Annotated in this window: 19 protein-coding genes; 8 read left to right on the top strand and 11 right to left on the bottom strand. The window is 65.2% G+C overall.

What is annotated here, in order from left to right:
- Positions 1-21: 21 nt before the first annotated feature.
- The 3 genes from NV382_RS06730 to NV382_RS06720 all read right to left on the bottom strand — a co-directional run bounded on the left by NV382_RS06730 (position 22) and on the right by NV382_RS06720 (position 2044).
- Positions 22-498, bottom strand: a complete 477-nt coding sequence (locus NV382_RS06730; protein WP_260599739.1) for a dihydrofolate reductase — start codon at positions 496-498, stop codon at positions 22-24.
- Between the two features lie 209 nt (positions 499-707).
- Positions 708-1613 carry an NmrA family NAD(P)-binding protein gene (locus NV382_RS06725; RefSeq protein ID WP_260599738.1) on the bottom strand — a complete coding sequence of 302 codons (906 nt, stop codon included), beginning with the start codon at positions 1611-1613 and terminating at the stop codon, positions 708-710.
- Complete coding sequence (locus NV382_RS06720; RefSeq protein WP_260599737.1) at positions 1610-2044, bottom strand: pyridoxamine 5'-phosphate oxidase family protein; 435 nt, start codon at positions 2042-2044, stop codon at positions 1610-1612. Before NV382_RS06720 ends, NV382_RS06725 begins: the two co-directional genes overlap by 4 nt.
- 74 nt (positions 2045-2118) lie before the next feature.
- On the opposite strand from NV382_RS06720, the gene NV382_RS06715 reads away from it, so the two are divergent.
- Positions 2119-2790 (top strand): TetR/AcrR family transcriptional regulator, encoded by a 672-nt coding sequence (locus NV382_RS06715; protein ID WP_260599736.1) that lies wholly within the window; start codon positions 2119-2121, stop codon positions 2788-2790.
- Between the two features lie 138 nt (positions 2791-2928).
- On the opposite strand, the gene NV382_RS06710 is transcribed toward NV382_RS06715, so the two are convergent.
- Entirely contained in the window at positions 2929-5199 is a 2271-nt protein-coding gene (locus NV382_RS06710) for a TonB-dependent receptor plug domain-containing protein (protein WP_260599735.1), read from the bottom strand.
- A 90-nt stretch (positions 5200-5289) separates the two neighbouring features.
- On the opposite strand from NV382_RS06710, the gene NV382_RS06705 reads away from it, so the two are divergent.
- Positions 5290-6339: a phytase gene (locus NV382_RS06705; RefSeq protein ID WP_260599734.1), complete on the top strand. Its 1050-nt coding sequence runs from the start codon at positions 5290-5292 to the stop codon at positions 6337-6339.
- Positions 6340-6390: 51 nt separating this feature from the next.
- Here the strand turns inward: NV382_RS06705 and NV382_RS06700 are convergent, their stop codons facing one another.
- Complete coding sequence (locus NV382_RS06700) at positions 6391-7287, bottom strand: thymidylate synthase (RefSeq protein ID WP_260599733.1); 897 nt, start codon at positions 7285-7287, stop codon at positions 6391-6393.
- A gap of 140 nt (positions 7288-7427) precedes the next feature.
- On the opposite strand from NV382_RS06700, the gene NV382_RS06695 reads away from it, so the two are divergent.
- On the top strand, positions 7428-7832 hold the full coding sequence (locus NV382_RS06695) for a JAB domain-containing protein (RefSeq protein WP_260599732.1): 405 nt from the start codon (positions 7428-7430) through the stop codon (positions 7830-7832).
- 12 nt (positions 7833-7844) lie between these two features.
- Here NV382_RS06695 and NV382_RS06690 read toward each other — a convergent pair whose 3' ends face one another.
- Positions 7845-8576 (bottom strand): class I SAM-dependent methyltransferase, encoded by a 732-nt coding sequence (locus tag NV382_RS06690; RefSeq protein WP_260599731.1) that lies wholly within the window; start codon positions 8574-8576, stop codon positions 7845-7847.
- A gap of 5 nt (positions 8577-8581) precedes the next feature.
- Positions 8582-9709: a peptide chain release factor 2 gene (prfB, locus tag NV382_RS06685; protein ID WP_260599730.1), complete on the bottom strand. Its 1128-nt coding sequence runs from the start codon at positions 9707-9709 to the stop codon at positions 8582-8584.
- Positions 9710-10250: 541 nt separating this feature from the next.
- Here prfB and ileS point away from each other — a divergent pair.
- The 3 genes from ileS to NV382_RS06670 are packed head-to-tail and all read left to right on the top strand — an operon-like array spanning position 10251 to position 14195.
- Entirely contained in the window at positions 10251-13265 is a 3015-nt protein-coding gene (ileS, locus tag NV382_RS06680) for an isoleucine--tRNA ligase (protein ID WP_260599729.1), read from the top strand.
- Complete coding sequence (gene lspA, locus NV382_RS06675; protein WP_260599728.1) at positions 13262-13789, top strand: signal peptidase II; 528 nt, start codon at positions 13262-13264, stop codon at positions 13787-13789. The genes ileS and lspA overlap by 4 nt, the downstream gene beginning before the upstream one ends.
- Positions 13782-14195 (top strand): DUF3035 domain-containing protein, encoded by a 414-nt coding sequence (locus NV382_RS06670; RefSeq protein WP_260599727.1) that lies wholly within the window; start codon positions 13782-13784, stop codon positions 14193-14195. The genes lspA and NV382_RS06670 overlap by 8 nt, the downstream gene beginning before the upstream one ends.
- Positions 14196-14259: 64 nt before the next feature.
- On the opposite strand, the gene NV382_RS06665 is transcribed toward NV382_RS06670, so the two are convergent.
- From NV382_RS06665 to NV382_RS06650, 4 genes are all read right to left on the bottom strand, one after another.
- Positions 14260-15108 (bottom strand): TorF family putative porin, encoded by an 849-nt coding sequence (locus NV382_RS06665; RefSeq protein ID WP_260599726.1) that lies wholly within the window; start codon positions 15106-15108, stop codon positions 14260-14262.
- A gap of 427 nt (positions 15109-15535) precedes the next feature.
- The gene (metC, locus tag NV382_RS06660) at positions 15536-16732 is read right to left on the bottom strand and encodes a cystathionine beta-lyase (RefSeq protein ID WP_260599725.1); all 1197 of its coding nucleotides are present in this window, start codon (positions 16730-16732) and stop codon (positions 15536-15538) included.
- Positions 16729-17568 carry a 3-mercaptopyruvate sulfurtransferase gene (gene sseA / locus NV382_RS06655; protein ID WP_260599724.1) on the bottom strand — a complete coding sequence of 280 codons (840 nt, stop codon included), beginning with the start codon at positions 17566-17568 and terminating at the stop codon, positions 16729-16731. Before sseA ends, metC begins: the two co-directional genes overlap by 4 nt.
- 30 nt (positions 17569-17598) lie before the next feature.
- A complete protein-coding gene (locus tag NV382_RS06650) occupies positions 17599-19140 on the bottom strand; it encodes a cryptochrome/photolyase family protein (protein ID WP_260599723.1) in 1542 nt (513 codons plus the stop codon).
- A 134-nt stretch (positions 19141-19274) separates the two neighbouring features.
- On the opposite strand from NV382_RS06650, the gene queF reads away from it, so the two are divergent.
- The gene (queF, locus tag NV382_RS06645) at positions 19275-19721 is read left to right on the top strand and encodes a preQ(1) synthase (protein ID WP_260599722.1); all 447 of its coding nucleotides are present in this window, start codon (positions 19275-19277) and stop codon (positions 19719-19721) included.
- 164 nt (positions 19722-19885) lie between these two features.
- Entirely contained in the window at positions 19886-22159 is a 2274-nt protein-coding gene (locus NV382_RS06640) for a glycosyltransferase family 4 protein (RefSeq protein WP_260599721.1), read from the top strand.
- The last annotated feature ends 1 nt before the right edge of the window (position 22160 follow it).

Below are 22160 nucleotides of genomic sequence, written 5' to 3'. Positions count from 1 at the left end.
CGCCGCCCGCGGCGCTAGGCCTCAGGCCGAGGATCGTTCGAGCGTCACGAAGCTGTATGCAGGGCGATCGCCCTCGGCGGCATGATCTTCCCGCGCCACTTCACGCCATCCCGTAAAAGCGGGCACCGCTACATCACCTTTCGGGGCGGCATGCACCTCGGTCAGTTCGATCCGGTCGGCCTGCTCGATCAACAGCGCGTACACCTCCGCCCCCCCGATCACCGCGATGTCGCCCGCACCGGCCAGCGCCAAGGCGGCCGCCGGCGAATGCGCCACCTCCGCTCCATCGGCGGCCCACGCCGGATCGCGCGTCAGCACGATATGGCGGCGCCCAGGCAGCGGTGCCGGAAAGCTTTCGAACGTCCTGCGGCCCATGATCATCGGCTTGCCCATGGTCCGCTGCTTGAAGCGTTTCATGTCCGCGGGCAGGCGCCAGGGCAGCGCCCCGTCGCGACCGATCACGCCATTGTCGGCCCGCGCCAGATGCAGCGTGATCATACCGCCGCTTTACTCGCCATGGTCATCATACATCCTCTTGCGACCCTGTCGTGCTGAGCAGCGACAACGGTCGCCTTCTTAGTCGAACCAAGACCATCACCGCCAGCGCCCCGCAATCCGCGTGCCAACGCGTTAGCCGATCGCAGATTCCGCGCCCTCGATCGGGAAGACAGTAACGGCGTCGCTCGTGCAGGCGCCGGGTTCGAGGATCACACGGTGGCAGCAAGGATGTCCTCGGCGCGCGTCCAGTCGGTCTTGCCGTACCGCTCATTGTCGAGCGGGAAGAGCTTGCCGCGCCCACTCGACATGTCGCGGAGATATTGCATCCCCTGCCAGGCCGGGAAAGGCGCGTCGCTCTTGGGCGACAGCGCTCGGGCGATCCGGATCACCCCGCTCAGGCGACCGATCCCACCGGCGTGCAGCGGCTTCCACGGGCGGCTGTCGAGCCGCGTCATCAGCGCGCTCAGCTCGCGCGGGCTGACCTCGTCGCCTGCAATGCGCAGGAAGCGCGGCGCCTCGGGATCGAGCGCCGCGTCGGCGGCATAGTCGGCGACATCGTCCTTGGTGGTGAAGTCGAACGCCTGGTTCGCATCGCCCCAATACAGCACGCGGCGGAACTTGTGCAGGATGATCGGCGCCTCGCCCGTTAGCAGGTCGGCAAAAGCGCCGTTGAGGATCGAGGTCATGCGGATCGGCGCCGCATCGACGCGCGCCATGAAGGCGCGCCGCAAATCCATGTTGCGATTGTCGCCAGGCCGGGTGTGGGTGAAATCGAGCGAGAAATCGGACGGGATGAAGCGCGGCACGCCCGCTGCCACCGCCGCATCCAGCACCCGCCCCTGCAAGTCGAGCATGATCGGGGCAAGCCCGTTTAGCGCCGAGACGACGCACGCCGCCCCCGCCAATGCGCGCGTCAATGCCGCGGCATCATCGAAGTCCACGGGCAGCGGCGTCGCACCGGCAGCACGCAAGGCATCCTGCCTGGCGGCAGGCGTGCCGATGCGGATCGGTGCCCGGACCTCGACCCCGCGCCGTGCCAGCGCGGCGGCGATACGACCACCCAGATCGCCGGTCGCGCCGACCAAGGCGACCGTCCGGCCAATGCCGTCCGTCACAATGCGACCTCGCCTTCGTCGCTGCCATTCCAGTAATGGATGCGGTCGGCATGCACCTGAATCAGCACGATGCCGGGTGTATCGACGCCCTGTTCGAACCAGCGATCGAGCCCGTCCGTCCAATGTGCGGCGAACGCCGCCTTGTCGCGGATCAGGGCGGCATGGCCTTCTACGGCGATGAACAAGGGCGGCCCGCCAAGCAGGCCGGCCGCGCCGGTGAAGGTCAGGCCGACCTGCGCATCGCCCTCGATATCGGCGACCGTGCGCGCCTCCTCGTAGGTGAAGAAGAAGCTGTCACCCTGAAACGCCACCTCACCGTTATTGCTCATCGGTCGGCTGGCAATGGTGCCGCCTGCGGTGCGGGTCGATAGCATGGCGAAATCGATCTTGCCCATGCGCGTTGCCAGCGCGCTCAACGTCATCTCACTCATATGAACCTCCCGGGATTTACTGAACTACGCCGTTCAGTTCCTATAGACGGCGCGATGGCCTATATGGTTGCGTCATGCAAGCTCTCCCCGATCCCGCCTCCCGGGCAAGCACGCGCCGCAGCCGCGGCGGCCGCCCGCCCGCCGAGCAGGCCGGCGAAGTCGACCGCCGCATTCTGGATGCCGCCACGGCGTTGTTCTTGCAGCGCGGCTTCGATGCCACGAGCTGCGATCAGGTCGTGGTGCAGGCGGGGGCGGGCAAGGCGAGCCTCTATGCGCGCTATGCAAATAAGGAAGAGCTGTTCGCCGCCGTGGTACGCCGCATGGTCGATCGCACGCTCGTGCCATCGGGCGACGTGCCCTGGCACCTGCCGCTCAAGGACCGCATGCGCGTCGTCGGGCACAATCTGCTGTCTTATGCGCTCGCCCCCGAAGCGATCGCGCTGATGCGCGTGGTGGTGACCACCGCGCACCGGATGCCCGACCTCGCCTGCCTGTTCGACGGCATCGGACGAGATGGCGGCGTGCGCTGCGTCGCCCTGGCGATGGCGGGCAAGGATGCCGCACCCGAGGCAGTCGAGCATGCCTCGACCGTGGCGGGCAAGTTCATCGACCTGGTCTTCATCCCCCAACAGATGCGCGCCCTGATCGGCGACGATCAGCCGACGCTTGCCGCGGACGCACCACGCCGGATCGACGAGGCGATCGAGATGCTGGACGGCGCGGGGTGGCTCGCCGACTGGAGATAGCGGCGCAGACACAACCTCCACCGCAAGACGAGCCGGAGTCATGCCCTGTTCGTAATGACCTGCGCGCGCCGGATTTGCCCGTCCGGCAGCTACAATTCGCAACGATCTCCGAACCGCAGGCCCCCGCTACGGCAATCCTCAAAAAGCCGCGCGCAACGTCACCTGATAGAGCGGGCCGGCATTCTCGCGCTCCAGCTCATATTCGTCGATATCGCCGGCGCGTCGGTTGGCGAGCACCTCCTCGACGGAGTCCCCGTCATATTTACGGAATGTCTCGGACTTGGTCCGGCGCAGGATATCCTGCACCGAGAAACGCAGCACGAAATTCTTGCCGATGCGCTTCTCGACGAACGCCTCCAGATCGGGATCGTACTTCAGCGCAACCGTCTCGTCGAAATTGGATTCGAGAGACTTGCTACGCCCGGAGATCGTGGCACCAAAGCTCGCATCGGCCACGCGCACCGTCTGGATGAAGCCGACATTGTAGACGTGGTGCGGCTGGTTGTTGAAGCGACGCTTCTCCCCCGTGAAGGGATCGCGGATCGAGCTGTCGAGATAGGTATAGTTGGCAAACAACCCGGTGTCCGGCATGCCGACCACGTCGAGCGGCGCGGAGAAATCCACCTCGATGCCCCATACCTTGCCGTCCCCGACGTTGCGCGGCTCCAGGATACGCAGCCCGTCGTCGGTTTCCTCGCCAATCGAGACCAGCTCGGTGACATCGGTGATGTCGCGGTAGAACAGGTTGGCGCCGATGATGCCACGGCGGCCGAGCTTGCGCTCATAGCCGACGTCCACGCCCCAGGCACGTTCGTTGCGCAGTGCCGGATTGCCTTGCGTGGCATTTTCGTCCGCGGGTTCTTCTTCCTGCAGATAGGGCGTGATCAGATCGTAATCGGGTCGCCGCACGGTGCGCGCGATCGAGGCGCGGAACTGATCGACGCCGGTTGGTTCGTAGCGCAGGTGCAGCGAGGGATTGAGCGATTCCGTCTTGTACTTGGCGCTTTGCGTCAGCGCATTTTCGTCGGCCTCGTTGCTGCGTACGGTGCGGCGCGTGATCTCGTAGCGTAGCCCGGCATCCAGCGTGAACTCAGGCGATGGCTTGAAGGTCAGCCGGGCATAGGGATCGTAGCGCTTCTCGCGGATGCGGAACACGGCGCCGGGCAGCAGATCGTCCGCTTCGCCTTCGTCGTCGAACGCCAGGTTGGCGCCATTGCGCGTCTTGTTGAGCAGATCCACGCCGACCTTGAGGCGAAGCGCATCAGCGCCGATCGCATAATAAACGGTGCCGGAATATTCATCGTCCTTGATGTCCAGCGTCTCGGTGCCGGCGAGTTCCGCCTCGGCCACCGTGTCACCTTCGTCGGAGCGGACATCGCTATTCTCGCGATAACCCGACCAGCTGGCAGCCAGGCCAAGCTGCCCGCTGCCGACTGGAATCACGCCATCGGCGTTGATCGCATAAGTCTTCTGGTGAATGTCCTCGTGCTGGATTTCGACCCCGTCACCATCCAGATCCGGCCCTTCGAACGTCAGCGAGGTCTCGTCCTCGTCGCGATTGGTGTCGACGAAGAAGCCCTGCAGCCGGATGAAGCCATCGCCATGGAAATCGTGGCGGATCTCCGCGCTGCCAGAGAGATCGCTGCCGTCGCGCGTGTCGGATTGCAGCTCGGTATTGTTGAACACGTCGTTGGTTTCGTCGAGCGGCCCGCTGGCCACGTCATCGAAGCGCAGCGACACCTTCTTCTTCGGGTTGCGGCGCTCCTGATAGTTGAGCGCGCCCCAATAGGAGGTGTCCTCGCCGATCCGCCCGGCATAGGCCGCGGCAAGCGATGGGCGAACCTTGCCGTCCTTGTTGATCAGCGCGCCCGCCTTGGCGAACCCACCCTCGAACGTCGCGGCTTCCTTGGTGACGATGTTGAGCGAGCCGGCCACGCCTTCGCTCGGCTGGTCGGCGCGGGGGCTGCGCACGATTTCGATTTTCTCGACCAATTCGGCCGGAATGCGATCGACGAAGAAGCTGCGATCGGACTCGCCACCGGGCGCGCGGCGACCGTTGATCAGCACCTGCGTATAGCCGGCCGGAAGCCCTCGGAACTGCACACCGTCATATTCGAGCACGTCCGACGTGAAGGTGACTCCCGGCACGCGCTTCAGCATTTCGCCGACCGATACCGGCTCGAAACGCTGGAAATAGTCGAGATCGTAGGACAGCACCGGGTTGACGTCTTCGGTACGGTTGCGAAACGCGATCGTGCCGGTGACGATGATGTCGCTCGCTTCTTCCGGTGCGGCGGCCTCGGTGGCCGGTACCGATGGATCCGCCGGTATGGTCTGGCCGATCGCCGCGAGCGGCAGCGTCAAGGCCGCGACTGCGCAGCCGCAAAGAAGTGTGCGTACGTTGCTCATAGGAGCCCCCCAAAGATCTTTTTCGATATTTGACCGCCGGCTGCTCTGCTGCCACGGCCCCCCGATGAGGTGGGCAGGTAGGGTTCAATTATGACGCGTTGGCGCAAGCTCCGTTTCAATCTGATGACAGCGGTGCTACTTCCCGGGGCTCTCCCGGCCTGCAGCCGGAGCGAAATCCCGCTCGAAACGCGCATCGCCAATGCGTTGCCGGCCCAGACCGTTCACGCCTCGGGCGAGACAATCGCCGTAGCGACCGCCAATGCCGATGCAGCGGACGATCCCGCGATCTGGCGCAACGCCGCTGATCCGGCGCAGAGCCTGATCGTCGGTACCGACAAGAAGGCCGGGCTGTACGTCTACGGGCTGGACGGCAAGGTGCGCGACTTCACCGATGCCGGGCGCGTCAACAATGTCGATCTCGCCGAGCATGACGGTCGCATCATCGTCGCGGCCAGCGACCGCAACGATCCGCTGAACGCGCATGTCGCACTATATGCACTCGACAAGGCGACCGCGAAGCTCAGCCCGATCGGCCGTGTGCCAAGCGGCGCTGGCGAGGCCTATGGCATCTGCCTGTATCGCGACGCCGCCACGCTCTATGCCTTCATGGTGATCAAGGACGGCACGATCCGCCAGGTCGCGCTGGATCTCACCGGCGGCACGCCCACCGGCCGCATCGTGCGCACGATGAAGCTCGGCACCCAGTCGGAGGGCTGTGCATTCGATCCCGTCAGCGCCCGGCTATACGTCGCCGAGGAAGATGTCGGGCTGTGGCGCTTCGATGCGCGTGCCGGCGGCGCGGTCGATCCGGTCAAAGTCGCGGCCGCCGATGGCAAGGCGATCGTCGCCGATGCCGAGGGCGTGGCGGTCGCCGACGGTTACGTCGTCGTCTCCAGCCAGGGCGACAATGCCTATGCGGTGTTTCGCTTGTCGGACGAGGCCTATGTCGGCCGCTTTCGCATCGCCGCGGGTACCCTCGGCGCGACCGAGGAAACCGACGGCATCGAGATCGCTGCCGGCGATTTCGGCCCCGCCTATCCAGATGGCCTGATGATCGCGCAGGACGGCGCCAATCCCCCGCGCGCGCAGAACTTCAAGCTGGTACGCTGGGGAGAGATCAAGGCGGCGCTCGGCTTGTAAGATACGCGGTATCGTTGGTCCGGGCGCGATCCGCTCCCCGCGGCCTGGCGATCAGACGGCCACGTCACCGTGGATCGAGGGGTGAGGCGTATAATCGCTCACCTCGAAGTCCTCGATCCGATACGCGTCGATCGAGCTCGGCTGTCGCGTCAGCCGCATCGTCGGGAAGGGGCGGGGCGCCCGCGAAGTCTGTTCGCGGACCTGTTCCTGATGGTTGAGGTAGACGTGGACGTCACCACCGACCCACACCAGCTCGCCGGGCGTCAGGCCAGCCTGTTGCGCCAGCATCACCAGCAAGGCGGCACCGCCGGTGAAGTTGAACGCCGCTCCCAGGAAGAGGTCGCACGAGCGCTGGAAGATCAGGCAGTTGAGCTCGCGGCGTGAGTTTACGTGAAACTGATAGACCATGTGGCATGGCGGCAGCGCCATCTGGTCCAGCTCGCCGACGTTCCACGCATGGAACAGCATCCTCCGGCTCGACGGATTGTGCTTCAATGTGTCGACCAGGGTCGCGATCTGGTCGTGCTCGGCACCTGAGCTGTCCACCCATCTGCGCCACTGCTTGCCATAGACCGGGCCAAGGTCGCCCCATTGCTGCGCGAAACCGTCGTCACCCAGCACGCGCGCCTCGAACTCGGCCTGGGTGATGTCGTCACCCGTTTCCCGCTTGTAGCGGGCATGCGGCCAGTCGCTCCAGATATGCACATTGTCCTGCAGCAACTCCCGGATGTTGGTGCCGCCCTTCAGGAACCACAGCATCTCCTTGACCGCCGTCTTCCAATAGACCCGCTTGGTGGTGATGATCGGCACCTGGCCGCCACTCAGATCGAAGCGCAGCAATTCACCGAACAGCGATCTGGTCCCGATACCCGTCCGGTCCATCCGCTCGTCGCCTTTGTCGAGCACGCGTCCGAGCAGATCCAGATATTGTTGTTCGGGGTGAGCCACGCCAATCTCCACTACGTCACGATTCCCCTTGTACCGCGTCGCGGTGCGATCGCCAGCATCGCCGTGCGCTCCGCCCGAAACCGCCGCAATGGAGCCGCCCGCGCTTTACGACCGTGTCGTTGCCCGCGCAGCGTGAGGCCATGAACCCCGCCGCCACCGCCAGCCGCGACACGCGCCATGTGCCCGATCTCGCCGCGGCGCTGGCGCTGTTCGAACCGCTGGCGCACCAGCCGCACGAGATGCTCGCCTTTGCCTATCTTGATCCGGAACGGAGGGTTCTCGGCATGCGCCATACGCATCCCGGCGGCACGGCGGCTGTGCTCGTGCCAGTGCGCGACGTGGTTGCCGACGCGATCGCGTTCGACACCGTTGCCGTGGTGATGGCGCATAATCATCCAAGCGGCGATCCGACGCCCAGCGAAGCGGATCGCGCCGTCACCCGGCGGCTGGCCCAGGCGCTGAATGCGATCGGCGTATCCCTGGTCGACCACGTCATCCTCGCGCGCGATCGATCGGCGAGTTTCCGCATGCTGGAATTGCTGTAGGCCCGCGCCCGCTCAGCTCTTGGCCATCTTGCACGCACGGATCGTCTTGGGCGCAGGCCGCGGCCCCTCGGCCCGGAACGTCGCCAGATAGCCGCCGGCCGAGGGCATGTCGTACATGCCGACCTGGGTATAGCCGACGCGCGCGAACTCGCATTTCAGCAGGGCAGGCGGCGTGCCATGGTCCTGCGTGGGGCGATGGGCATCCACCACCACCACCTGTCCGCCCGCGCGCAGCGCCGGGCGCAAGCGCCACAGGAATTCGTACGGCTGCTCGATCTCATGGTACATATGCACCAGCAGCACGCGGTCGAAACTATTGTCGGGCAGCTTGGGATCGGCCGGCGCGCCCAGCTTCACGCTGACATTGTCGAGCCGCTCGCGCGCCACGCGCTCGGCCAGTGCATCGCGCACCTCGCCGACGATATCCTCGGCCAGCACACGCCCCTCCTTGCCGACGCGCTGCGCCAGGCGGATCGTGTAATAGCCTTCGCCGGCGCCGATATCGGCGACGGTCATGCCCGGCGTGATGCCGGACTTGGCCATCACCTGGCCCGCCTCGTTCATCCGGTCGCGCGCTTCCTCGGTCGACCAGCGCGACGACACGATGTGCGCGACCGGGCGGTCGGCGGTGGGGAAGGGGCCGATCTTGTCCTTCGTCACCTTGGGGGCGGAAGGCGCGACCTCGCAGGCGGCGAGCGCGATCAGCCCTAGCGCCGCCAAGCCGGCCAAGCGAAGGTTGGGCATCACGCTCAATCCACGTCCTCGATCTCGACGGCCTCGCCGGTTACCCGCTGCGACAGCGCCGCCGCCATGAACGCGTCGAGATCGCCGTCCAGCACGTCCGATGGCGCAGTCGACGTTACGCCGGTGCGCAAATCCTTCACCATCTGGTACGGCTGCAGCACATAGGACCGGATCTGGTGGCCCCACCCGATATCGGTCTTGCCGGCATTCTCGGCATTGGCCGCTGCCTCGCGGATCGACAATTCGCGCTCATACAGCCGCGCGCGCAGCTGATTGTACGCCTCGGCCTTGTTCTTGTGCTGCGATCGCTGGTTCTGGCACTGCACCACGATGCCGGTCGGGATATGCGTGATGCGCACCGCGGAATCGGTCGTGTTGATGTGCTGGCCGCCGGCACCGGATGCGCGGTACGTGTCGATGCGCAGGTCGCTCTCGTTATACTCGACCTCGATATTGTCATCGACCACCGGATAGACCCAGACGGAGGCGAACGACGTATGCCGCCGCGCCGCGCTGTCATACGGGCTGATCCGCACCAGCCGGTGCACGCCGCTCTCGGTCTTGGCATAGCCGTAAGCGTTCTCGCCCTTCAGCAGCAATGTCGCCGATTTGATGCCGGCCTGCTCGCCCGAATGCTGGTCGATCAGCTCGACCTTCAGCCCGTGGCGCTCGCCCCAGCGCGAATACATCCGGCTGAGCATCCCGGCCCAATCCTGGCTCTCGGTCCCGCCGGCACCGGCATTGACCTCGATATAGGTGTCGTTGCCATCGGCCTCGCCCGCCAGCAGCGCCTTCACCTTGTCCTTGTCGGCCCGCGCCGCCAGTTCGGCGAGCGCCGCCACGCCGTCCGCCTCCATCGCAGCGTCGCCCTCGGCCTCGGCCATTTCGATCAGCTCGGACGTGTCGCTGAGCTCGCTCTCGATCGCGCGCGTCGCGGTGATCGCTTCCTCCAGCCGCCGCCGCTCGCGCATCACTGCCTGCGCCGCCTTGGGGTCGTTCCACAACGCCTGGTCCTCGACGCGCGCATTCAGCTCGTCCAGGCGGCGCAGCGCGCGATCCCAGTCGAGGAAACGGCGCAGCAATTCGAGCGCCTCGTTGATCGTGTCGGCATGTGCCTGCGCTTCGGCGCGCATGGGGTAACTCCGGGTCAGTGCATGGACCGGTACGGCCAGCGCCGTCCGATAGATGTCATATAGGGTGTCCGTCCCGTATCAGCAGGGCGCCCGGTTAGGAAGTCCCGTTGCCAAGCACGCCGGCGTGATGCCGTCGCTATCCGCTGGCGCGCAACTGGCGCAACAAGTGTAACAAGCACAGCAGGTACAACCCGCGCAACCAGTTCCCCGGCGAACGCCGGGGCCCAGTCGCGATGTCAGTAGTTACCGGCGCGGCGCCAACCAACATCTGCCCGGCGACTGGACCCCGGCCTTCGCCGGGGAACAAGCGCAATCCAACGATCCACGAGCAAGCGGGGGAAACGCTGTCCTACACGCCACCCGCCAATTACATCTCATCGATGATGCACTTCCGCTTCCCTCCCCACGACGTTCAACCAACCGGTTCAACGTCACACGAGAAAACGCGCCGAGCGTCCACATCCTCAACATTCGCGCCCGCCATTGGCCCGCGCCATTTGCTTTGCGCGCCTCCCCCGATGGCGCTAGAGCCTGCGCCCTCATGAGCGACACTCCAGATACCTCCGCCCACAGCGCCCAGACTGACTGGCGCGATACCGTCTTCCTGCCGAAGACCGACTTTCCGATGAAAGCCGGCCTCGCCGCGAAGGAACCGGCGATCCTGGAACGCTGGGAAAAGATCGGCCTGTACGCGTCGTTGCGCGAGCAACGCGCTGGCCGCGAGCGCTTCATCCTGCATGATGGCCCGCCCTACGCCAATGGCGACATCCATATGGGCCATGCGATGAACAAGGTGCTAAAGGACATCATCGTCCGCAGCCAGTCGCTGATGGGCAAGGATGCGCCATACGTGCCGGGCTGGGACTGCCACGGTTTGCCGATCGAGTGGAAGGTCGAGGAAGCGTATCGCGCCAAGAAGCTCAACAAGGACGAGGTGCCGGTCGCGCAATTCCGCGCCGAATGCCGCGCCTATGCCGAGAAATGGGTCGCGGTGCAGCGCGCGCAGTTCGAGCGCCTGGGCGTGATGGGTGACTGGGCCGATCCGTATCTGACGATGAAGTTCGAGGCAGAAGCGTCGATCGTCGGCGAATTGCTCAAATTCGCGACAAGCGGCCAGCTGTATCGCGGCGCCAAGCCGGTGATGTGGAGCCCGGTCGAGAAGACCGCGCTCGCCGAGGCCGAGGTCGAATATGAGGACGTGGTCTCGACGCAGATCGACGTCGCCTTCGAGATCATCGACGCGCCGAACGCGCCCGAACTGGTCGGCGCGCACGCGGTGATCTGGACGACCACGCCGTGGACGATCCCGGTCAACCAGGCGCTGAGCTATGGGCCAGAGATCGAGTATTCGCTTGTCAATGTGATCTGGAATCCGAGCACGATCGGCAACTACTATTTAGTCGCAGCCGATCTAATCGAAAGCTTTGTCGCCCGGCTCAACGCCGCGCCGACGGCGATGGATAGCAACGATAAGTCGGTCGAGTATTCGATTGGGCGAACCTTCAAGGGCTCGCAGCTCGAAGGCGCCACCGCCCGCCACCCGATCTACAACTTCCTCCGTCATTCCCGCGAAGGCGGGAATCCATGTTCCGAGACGTCCGCGACTATGGATCCCCGCCTCCGCGGGGATGACGAAGAAGCGGACAAGCGGTTGGCCTTCTTCGCCAAGCCTCGCCCATTCCTGCCCGGCGATTTCGTCACCACCGATGCCGGCACCGGCCTCGTCCACATGTCGCCGGACCATGGCGAGGACGATTTCCTGCTGTGCAAGCAGTACGGCATCGATCCGGTGTTCGCGGTCGATGGCGCCGGCATGTACCGCGCCGACTGGGCGTGGCTCGGCGGGCAGGGCAGTGTGATCAACAAGAAGTTCGTGAGCGCCGACGGCCCCATCTGCGCGGACCTGCGCGCAGCCGGCGCCTTGCTCGCGGCCAGCGACGACTACCAGCATAGCTACCCACATTCATGGCGCTCCAAGGCCAAGGTCATCTTCCGCGCCACGCCGCAATGGTTCATCCCGATGGATCGCAGCGCGTCGGACGGTTTCTCGACTTCGCTCGAAACGAGCGGAGGAGGGGATGACACGATCCCCAAACCGTTCGCTTCGAGCGACGTCAAGAAGCCCCTCTCCAATGGCGCAACCCTGCGTGAGACGGCCCTGGACGCCATCGCCCGCACCCGCTGGGTTCCCGCCCGCAGCGAAAACCGTATCCGCGCCATGGTCGAAGGCCGCCCCGACTGGGTGATCAGCCGCCAGCGCGCCTGGGGCGTCCCCATCGCGCTCTACGTCAACCGCGCCACCGGCGAGTATCTCAACGACCCGGCCGTCAACGCCCGCATCACAGCCGCGTTCAAGGAAGGCGGCGCCGACGCCTGGTTTGCCGCCGATCACCAGACGCTGCTCGGCCCCGACTACGACCTCGCCGACTATGAGGTCATCACCGACATCCTCGACGTCTGGTTCGACAGCGGCAGCACGCACGCCTTCGTGATCGAGGCGCGCTACGGCGAAGGCACGCGCGCCAATTTGTACCTCGAAGGCTCCGACCAGCATCGCGGCTGGTTCCAGTCCTCGCTGCTGGAATCCAGCGGCACCCGCGGCCGCGCGCCGTACGACGCCGTCCTCACCCACGGCTTCGCGCTCGACGGGCAGGGCCGGAAAATGTCCAAGTCGCTCGGCAACGTCGTCGATCCGCTCAAGATCATCCAGGAATCCGGCGCCGACATCCTGCGCATGTGGGTCGCCTCGACCGACTATTTCGACGATGTGAAGATCGGCAAGGAAGTGCTCGGCACGGCGAGCGACGCCTATCGCAAGCTGCGCAACACCTTCCGCTATCTCCTCGGCGCGCTCGACGGCTTCGACGAGGCCGAGCGCGTTGCGGTCAAGGACATGCCGGCACTGGAGAAATACGTCCTCCACCGGCTGGGCATGATCGATCTCGAACTGAAGACGGCGGCCGAAGGCTATGAGTTCAACAAATACCTGCGCCTGCTGACCGATTTCGCGCAGGACGATCTCTCGGCCTTCTTCTTCGATATCCGCAAGGATTCGCTGTATTGCGACGCGCCGGGCGACATCAAACGCCGCAGCTACCGCACCGTGCTCGACATCCTGTTCCATGCGTTGGTGCGCTATGCCGCGCCGATCCTGTGCTTCACGGCCGAGGAAGTATGGCAGGCGCGCTATCCGTCGGAAGACGGTTCGGTCCATTATCTCGAATGGCCCGAACTGCCGGCGCTTCCCGGCGACGATGCCGTCTCCACGCAGTGGAGCGATGTCCGCCGCCTGCGCGAACAGGTGACCGAGGCGATCGAACCGCTCCGCCGCGAGAAGCGCGTGCGCTCCAGCCTCGAGGCCGAGGTCACCGTGCCCGAGCCCATCCTGTCGCCCGCGGCACTGGCCGAATTGTTCATCGTCGCCAAGGTGACCCAGGGCGATGCGATCAGCGTCGTGCCGAGCGACTATCATAAATGCGGTCGCTGCTGGCGCCTCCTGCCCGAAGTCACCGAAGACGGCACGTTGTGCGCGCGCTGCGATGAGGTGGTGGCATGAACCGTCCGGCAGGTCTCGTCGCCGCAGCGCTCGTGTTCGCGGCCGATCAGGCGATCAAGCTGTGGGTCACCGGCCCGCTCGGCATCGACCAACTGGGTGCCTACCGCGAGATCGCGTCCTTCTTCGATCTGCGCTTCGTGCCCAATATCGGCGTGTCGCTCGGGCTGCTGCCGGCCGGCAGCAATGCCATGCGCTGGGGCATCGTCGCGCTCACCGCTGCGATCGCTGTCGGCGTGCTGGTGTGGATGCTGCGCGAGGAGAAGCGTCCGGATCGTATCGCGCTCGGGCTGGTGCTCGGCGGGGCGATCGGCAACATCCTCGATCGCATCCGCTTCGGCTATGTCGTCGATTTCGCCGATCTGCATTTCTGGACGCCCTGGAATCCCGCGTGGCGGCCGTTTTTGGTATTCAATGTCGCCGATGCGGCGATTACGATAGGGGTGGTCGTGCTGCTTGTGCGCGCGCTCCTGGTGCGCGACAAGCCGCGCGAGGCACCGGCTTCAGTGGAGAATCAGAATGCGTAAAGTGGCGTCGATCGCAACCGGCCTCGGCCTGGCGGTCCTTCTCGCAGGGTGCGGTGCCAACCAGCGCGTCCGTCCCGACGAATTCGCCGTCGCGCGCCAGGCGCCGCTGGTGATCCCGCCCGATTTCGCGCTCGTGCCGCCGGCCCCCGGCGCTGCTCCCTCGACCGCGGGCAGCCCGAATGCCGTCGCGCTCGACGCGCTGTTCGGCGGCACCGCCACCCGCAGTGCTTCGGAAAGCGCCGCCGTCAGCGCCGCCGGTGGTGACGCCGCGGCCGACGGCATCCGCTCCGATGCCGGCGATCCCGGCACCACGGTGGTCGACAAGGCCGGCACCACGCGCGACATCGTCGCCGCCCCCGAAGGCGACGGCCAGGACGCGCGCGCCGTCACCCCGGCACCGCAATAACGAAAAAGGGAGCGGGGCCGCGCGCGGTCCCGCTCCCGTGTTGGTCGCCGCTCGAAAGATCAGGTCAGAACGACACCCCGACATACCCCAGCACCGTGGCACCGCGCCCGCGCGCCTGGGCGAAACCCTTGGGCGCCGTGCCGAGATACTGCCCGTCGCTGATGTCGGTATCGACATAGCTGACCCCGACCTTGAACGGCCCGCCCACCGCCTCGGCAGTCAGCGACCAGTCGAAGTAAGTGTTGTCGTTCGTCCCCGGCGCGTTGAGCGACCCCAATGCCCCGTCCGAATAGCCGAGATGGCCCTTTAGCGTCACGGGCGTGGTCGGAACACCCAGCGCCGCTTCGCCATAAACGTAGATATTGTCGTCATTGCCGCCCTTGACGTCGAAGCCGGCCAGACCCTTCTGCCCGCCCCAGGCATAGGCCGCGCCGAGCTTGGTCGACACCGGCCCCAGCGTGTAGCTGACCGAGGCATACGGCTCGAAGAAGTCGGTATTGAGCCCCTTGGCCTCGTCGATCGTGTACAGATAATAGAGCAGGCCGACATCCACGCCCAAGCCATTGGACAGCGTCTTGGTGAAGCCGCCGTACAGGTCGATCTCGGCCTTGCCATACCCTGTCAGCGCCGGCGTATCGCCGTCACCGTCGATCGTCGAGGCCCAGGTGCCGACATAGAAGCCGGAGGAATGGTTGATGTTGACCGTGCCCTGGATCGCCCCCTGTTCATCGGTCTGCGTCGTGCCGCGGAAGCGATAGTCGCTCACCAGCGTGACGCCACCGGTCACCTTGAACGCCGGGGTCGAGGTATCGACCTCAGGCGGCGGACCGGCCGGTTCGTCCTGCGCAAAGGCGGGGGTGGCGGTAGCGAGCAGCAGCAGCGTGCTCAGCGTAAGTGTGGAAATGCGCATCATGTCCCTTTCGACGTTCGAATGCGTGCCGTTCCCTCACCTGCGGTTGCCGGATGCAGCATCTGACGAATGCAAGGATGCACCCCGCGCCACTGACCGTCGACGCAAGAGGATTGCCGAAACGCGCTGCGCTGCACAACTTAATTCTGTAATGCTTCCGGATCATTGCTGAAGTGTTGCTGACGCGCCACATGCCGGCTGGAGTGAGAGCATGATGACGTCACGTCCACCCGTTCGTGCTGAGTAAAGACTGAGTAGGCCAAAGGCCGTACCGGGGGATCGTATCGAAGCACCTTGGAGCGCGGCACGCCTGCCGTTCGATACGCCCTGCGGGCCACTCGACGCCTGTCCGGAGCGCCTGCCCTTGCAGGCAGTCAAAGGGCTACTCAGGACGAACGGGGGCGCAGTCGTCCGTACAAGTCATCACACTCTAGGCTTTCGCCCGTTCGAAACGATCCAGGCCTGCCGCGAGATCGGCGATCAGGTCATCGGGATCTTCCAGCCCGATCTGCAGCCGCACCACCGGCCCGGCATCGTCCCGCGTCGTGACGCTGCGATAGCGTTGCGGATCGACCGGCAGCGCCAGGCTCTCGAACCCACCCCAGCTATAACCGATCCCGAACAGCTCGAGTCCGTCGATCAGCGCCGAGCGCGCCGCATCGTCCCCGCCCTCCAGCACGAACGAGAACAGCCCCGATGCGCCCTTGAAGTCGCGCAGGAAGACCTCGTGCCCCGGATGCCCGGGCAAGGCAGGGTGCAGCACCCGCGCCACCTGCGGCTGCTCGGCCAGCCAGCGGGCGATCTTCAGCGCGCTGGCCTCATGCTGCTTCAGCCGCATCGCCATGGTGCGCAGCCCGCGCGATCCCAGCCAGCAATCGTCCGCGCTGGCGACCTGCCCGAGCTGGAAGCTGGTATCCCGCAGCCGGGCAAAATGACCCGGCGCCGCGGTCACCGATCCCAGCATCGCATCGGAATGGCCCACGACATATTTGGTGCAGGCGAGGATCGTCAGGTCGACGCCATGCGCGATCGCCGGGAACAGCAACGGCGTCGCCCAGGTATTGTCGATCAGCGTCGTCACGCCGCGTGCCTTGGCCGCCGCGACGATCGCCGGCACGTCCTGCACCTCCATCGTCAGGCTGCCCGGGCTTTCCATCAGGATGGCGCGGGTGTCCTCGCCGATCAGCTCGGCAATGCCGCCCCCGATCAACGGATCGTAGAAGCGCGTGCCGATCCCCATGCGCTTGAGCAGGCCGGTGGCCAGCGACCGGGTGGGATCATAGGCGCTGTCCACCAGCAGCAATTCGTCGCCCGGCGACAGTACCGACAGTAAGGCCGCGGCCAGCGCTGCTACGCCCGAGCAATACAAAAACGTGCCCTCCGCACCCGGCTCCAGCTCGGTTAGCGCATCCGCCAGCGCCCATTGCGTCGGCGTGCCGCGCCGGCCGTAGAACAGGCGGTGATGCGTGTCGTTCACCCGCCCGCGTAATTCGGCGACGGAATCGTACAGGATCGTCGACGCGCGCCATACCGGCGGGTTGACGATCCCCTGCGTCCACTCCGCGCGCCGGCCGGCGGAGACGACACGCGTGGCATGGTCCAGCGGCCGTCCATCGTCTCTCTTCATGCGGCGCCGGTCGCCTTCGGCGTGTCGCTGGCCGCACCCCATTCGGACCAGCTGCCGTCATATACCGCGGCATCGTTGCCCAGCAGATGCGCCCCGAACGCCAGCACGGAGGCGGTGATGCCCGATCCGCAGGTGGTGACGAGCGGCTTGGCCAGATCGATCCCGGCGCCTTCGAACACGGCCCGCAACGTCTCGCCCGTCTTGTACGTGCCGTCGGCGTTGAACAATTGCCCGACCGGCAGGTTCTTCGAACCCGGAATATGCCCGGCATGGGTGGCGGGGCGCGGGTCTGGTTCCTCGCCGGTGAAGCGGGCCGCCGAACGCGCATCCAGCACCTGCTCGGCCTTGCTGTCGAGATTGGCCTTCATCTGGTCCTTGGTACGCACGCCCTTGTCGTCGGCCCAGACGGTGAAATGGCGGTGCCGCAATTGCTCCTTGCCGGATGCTATTTCGCGGCCTTCCGCCCGCCACTTGGCCAGTCCGCCATCCAGGATCGCGACATCGTGCGCGCCGAACGTGCGCAGCATGAACCACGCGCGGGCGGCAGTGTGGTAGGGCGAATTGTCGTATAGCACGATGCGGCTGCCATCGCCCAGGCCGAGCGACTGCATGCGGCTGGCGAACTTCTCGGGTGCCGGCAGCATCGAGGGCAGGTCGCTGGACGTATCGGCGATCTCGCTCAGATCCATGAACACGGCGCCGGGAATATGTGCTGCTTCAAACTCCGCCGCAGCGTCGCGTGATCCAAAGCCGGCAAAGAAGGTGGCATCGACGATCCTGAGATCGCTCGCGCCCAATTCACCTGCCAGCCATTCGGTCGTTACCAGCGAGTCCATGCTGCCTCTCCCTATTAGTTCCCGCTGATCCTAGCCATAGCCCGGCGCGTCGTCGAGCGACGCGAGATGTGCCGCCGCCTGGCCGCGCAGCGCGCCCTGCGTCGCATCATCCATTCGTGCCCAATTGCGGTACGGCATCGACAGACGGGGGTTGCGGGCCAATTTGTCTTCATTGCGCGCCATGAAATCCCAATACAGCGCGTTGAACGGGCAGGCGTCCGGCCCGACGCGTTGCTTCACGTCGTACCGACAATGCTGGCAATAATCCGACATGCGGTTGATGTACGCGCCCGACGCCGCATAGGGTTTCGAACCCAGCAGCCCGCCGTCGCCGAACTGGCTCATGCCCAGCGTGTTGGGCAATTCCACCCATTCATAGGCATCCAGATACACTTCCAGATACCATCGATGCACCTGCTTCGGATCGGCACCGATCAGCAGCGCGTAATTGCCGGTCACCATCAGCCGCTGGATATGATGCGCATGCGCGGTCGCCAGCGTCTGCCCGATCGCTTCCTTCAGGCAATGCATGTCCGTCTCGCCGGTCCAGTAGAAGGCGGGTAGGTCGCGCCTGGCATCCAGGAAATTGCGGTTCACATAATCCGGGCCCTGCGACCAGTAGATCCCGCGCATATATTCGCGCCAGCCGATGATCTGGCGAATGAAGCCCTCGGTGGAGTTCAACGGCGCTCGGCCCGCGCGGTATTCCGCTTCCGCCGCGTGGCACAAGACAAGCGGATCGAGCAGCCCCGAATTGATGTAGGGCGACAGGATCGAGTGCCACAGGAAGCGCTCGCCCGTCAGCATCGCATCCTGGTAATCGCCGAATTGCGGCAGAGCATGGCGCAGGAAATAACCCTGCTGACGCAAGGCATCGTCGGCGGTCACCGCATAATCGAAGCCGTCCAACGACCCCGGATGATCGCCGAACCGCGCCGCGACCAGCGCCAGCACCTCCTGCGTGATCGCATCCGGCGCGAACGACAGCGGCCGCGGCATCAGCAGGTCGCCGCGTGCCGGCTTGCGGTTGTCGGCATCGAAATTCCACTGCCCGCCTTCGGGCTTGCCGCCATCCATCAGCAACCCGGTCTTCTGCCGCATCTCGCGGTAGAAGAACTCCATGCGCAGCTGCTTGCGATCCTCGATCCATTGGCCGAACTCGGCATGGCTGGCGATGAAGCGATCGTCCGTTCGTATCTCGACCGGGATGCCGAACAACGTCTCCCAGGCATCCAGCATCGCCGCGACACGCCATTCGCCGGCCTCGGTGACGACGATCCGGTCTGGGCGGTGGCGATCGATCGCGCGCGCTATCTCGCCGGTGAAGCTGCCGCTATTCTCGGGATCGTCGAGCGTGACATAGTCGACATGCCATCCCGCGCTCCGCAATGCCTCGGCATGATGCCGCATCGCGGCAAAGATATAGGCGATCTTTGTCTTGTGGTGGCGGACATAGCGCGTCTCCTCGGCCACCTCCATCATCAGCAGGCGAGTGGTCGCCTGGTCGGCGTGGCGCAGGGCGGAGAGATCGCGGCTGAGCTGGTCGCCGAGGATAGGAATGAGCGTGGTCACCTCCGCTCTACCCCCGCCACCCCGGACTTGTTCCGGCGCTCGCCTCGGCGGACAATGGCGGAGCCGCGCAGCCGGCGCATCGATCCGGCATGGCGCGGGGTGACGGTCGGGTGTCGTGCCCCTATATCGCGCGCATGACCCCAACCCATCTCGGCCAGCCCAGCGCGCTTCCTGCATCTCCCGAAGACGCGATCCTCGATTATGTCCCCAATCCGCGCACCGGCCGGCCTTATCTGGTGCGGTTCACGGTTCCAGAATTCACGTCGCTCTGCCCGGTCACCGCGCAGCCCGATTTCGCGCATCTCGTCATCGATTATGCGCCGGCCGCCACCATCGTCGAGTCCAAGTCGCTCAAGCTGTTCCTCGGTTCCTTCCGCAACCACCAGGCGTTCCATGAGGATTGCACGGTCGGGATCGGCGAGCGCCTGGTGGCCGAGATGCAGCCGATCTGGCTGCGCATCGGCGGCTATTGGTACCCGCGTGGCGGCATCCCGATCGACGTCTTCTGGCAGTCGGGCGAGCCGCCGCAAGGCCTGTGGCTTCCATCACAGGACGTGCCGAGCTATCGCGGGCGCGGCTGATCGCGCCAACGGTTGGTCGCAGAATCTCGTTCATCCGACGTAAATATCGGCTGATCGAGCGTGATCGCCATATTGCGCTGCAACATTACCGCAACCATATTGGGGTGAAGCCGTTTCACGGCGGTTGGAGTTCCAAGCTCCAGTTCACACTTTAAGGTAGTCGTATGGAGAAGGTCGCAGAGTTGATTTCGGGCATCGATCACATCGCGCTGGTCGGTAACTTCTTGCCCCGAAAATGCGGCTTGGCAACTTTCACCACCGACACCTTCACCGCCCTTAAGGGTCGGTATCGGGATCTGACGGTCGATGTCTATGCGATGGACGATCATCCGGGGATGTACGAATATCCGCCCGAGGTGACGATGAGCATCGCGGAGCAGGATAAGTCCGCCTATGTCGCGGCCGCCCGTGCGATCGAGGCGAGCGGCGCCAAGGCGGTTTGGCTGCAGCATGAATATGGCATTTTCGGCGGTGCCGCGGGCGAGCACATTCTGGCGCTGCTGGATCGTCTTACCGTGCCGATCATCGTCACGCTGCACACGATCCTCGAAAAGCCCAACACCGATCAACGTCGCGTGATGGAAGGCCTGCTGCGCTGCGCGTCGCGCGTCGTCGTCATGGCGGAACGGGGTCGTGAGATCCTCGAGCGTGTCTATGGCGCCAGTAGCCGGTCGATCGTGATGATCCCGCACGGCGTGCCGGACCGCGACTTCGTCGATCCGGACAGCCTCAAGGCCCGTTTCGGCTGGGAAGGGCGCAAGGTCGTGCTGACCTTCGGCCTGCTCGCGCCCAACAAGGGCATCGAGACGCTGATCGAAGCGATGCCGGCGATCGTCGAGGCCAATCCCAACGTGCTCTACGCCGTGCTCGGCGCGACGCACCCGAACCTCGTCGCGCGCGAAGGCGAGAAGTATCGCGATCGGTTGAAGGCGCTGGCCGACAGCCTCGGCGTCGGCGCCAATGTCGAGTTCATCGACGCGTTCCTCGAACATGACGAGCTGATCGACTATCTGCAGGCCGCGGACGTCTATGCCACGCCCTACAGCAATCCCGCGCAAATCACTTCCGGCACGCTTTCCTATGCGGTGGGTGTCGGCAAGGCCGTGGTCTCCACCCCGTATGTCCATGCGACCGAGATCCTGGCCGATGGGCACGGCGTGCTCGTCGATTTCGGCGACAGCGCCGCCTTCGCACGCGAGATAAACCTGCTGCTCGGCAGCGATCGCAATCGCACGCGCTTGTCGGAGCGAGCCTATGCGCGTGGCCGGACGATGATCTGGCCGGTGCTCGCCGAGACGGCGATGCGCGAGATCGCGACGATGGTGTCGGCCAAGCCATTGCGTCTCGCCAAATCTGGCGCCGCCTTTCCGATCCTGAGGCCGGATTTCGCCGCCGTCGAGCGGATGAGCGACTCCACCGGCATGTTGCAGCATTCGATCTACTCGGTACCGGACCGGCGCCACGGCTATTGCATCGACGACAATGTCCGCGCGCTGATGTTACTCACCCGTATGCACGAACTTGATGAAGTTACGCGCGACAAATGGATGACGATCTACCAGTCGTTCATCCAATATGCGTGGAACCCGGATGTCCGCCGCTTCCGCAACTTCATGAACTTCGATCGCTCGTGGTGCGAAGAATTCGGCTCCGAAGATTCGAACGGTCGAACCTTGTGGGCGCTCGGTGTCACGGCGCGCGATGCGCGTCAGAGCAAGCACCGCGACTGGGCGATGGCGATGTTCGACATGACGGCATCGCTCGCGCTGGAACTCGGATCGCCGCGCGCCCATGCCTTCTGCATGCTCGGTGCGGCAGCGGTGCTCGACGCGCATCCGGGGCACGCGCTCGCGCGCCAGATCCTGGCGCGTTTCTCGGACGAACTGCTGGCGCTGCTCGCCAAGGCACGCCGGCCGGAGTGGCAGTGGTTCGAGATCGTGCTCGCTTATGACAATGCGCGGTTGCCGGAGGCGATGATCCGGGCGGGGCTGTCCTTGCAGCGCGACGATCTCGTCGCTTGCGGGCTGGAAACGCTCGACTGGATCGTCGACCGGCAGACCTCGCCCGAGGGTCGCTTCCGCGCAGTGGGTACCGAAAGCTTCGGTCGCGTTTATCAGGAGCCGCTGCCATTCGATCAACAGCCGCTGGAAGCTCAGGCCACGGTCGATGCCTGCGTCGCAGCCTATGATGCCACATCCGACCAGCGCTGGTTCGACGAAGCCAATCGCGCCTATCGCTGGTATCTCGGCCAGAACGATCTCGACCTGCCGCTGGCGACGATGGCGGACGGCGGCTGCTTTGACGGCCTGATGCCCGCCGGTCTTAACCGCAATCAAGGTGCGGAGTCGATTTTGGCGCTGCAACTCGCCTCTTGTGCGATTTCAGGGCTATCAAAGCGCGTCGAAAGCGTGGCAGGGCCGTCGAGCGCTGTCGCATAGC

Source organism: Sphingomonas endolithica (genome assembly GCF_025231525.1).
GTDB lineage: Bacteria > Pseudomonadota > Alphaproteobacteria > Sphingomonadales > Sphingomonadaceae > Sphingomonas > Sphingomonas endolithica.
The sequence above is the reverse complement of the archived record's forward strand: the minus strand, read 5'-3'. Positions and strand labels throughout refer to the sequence as shown.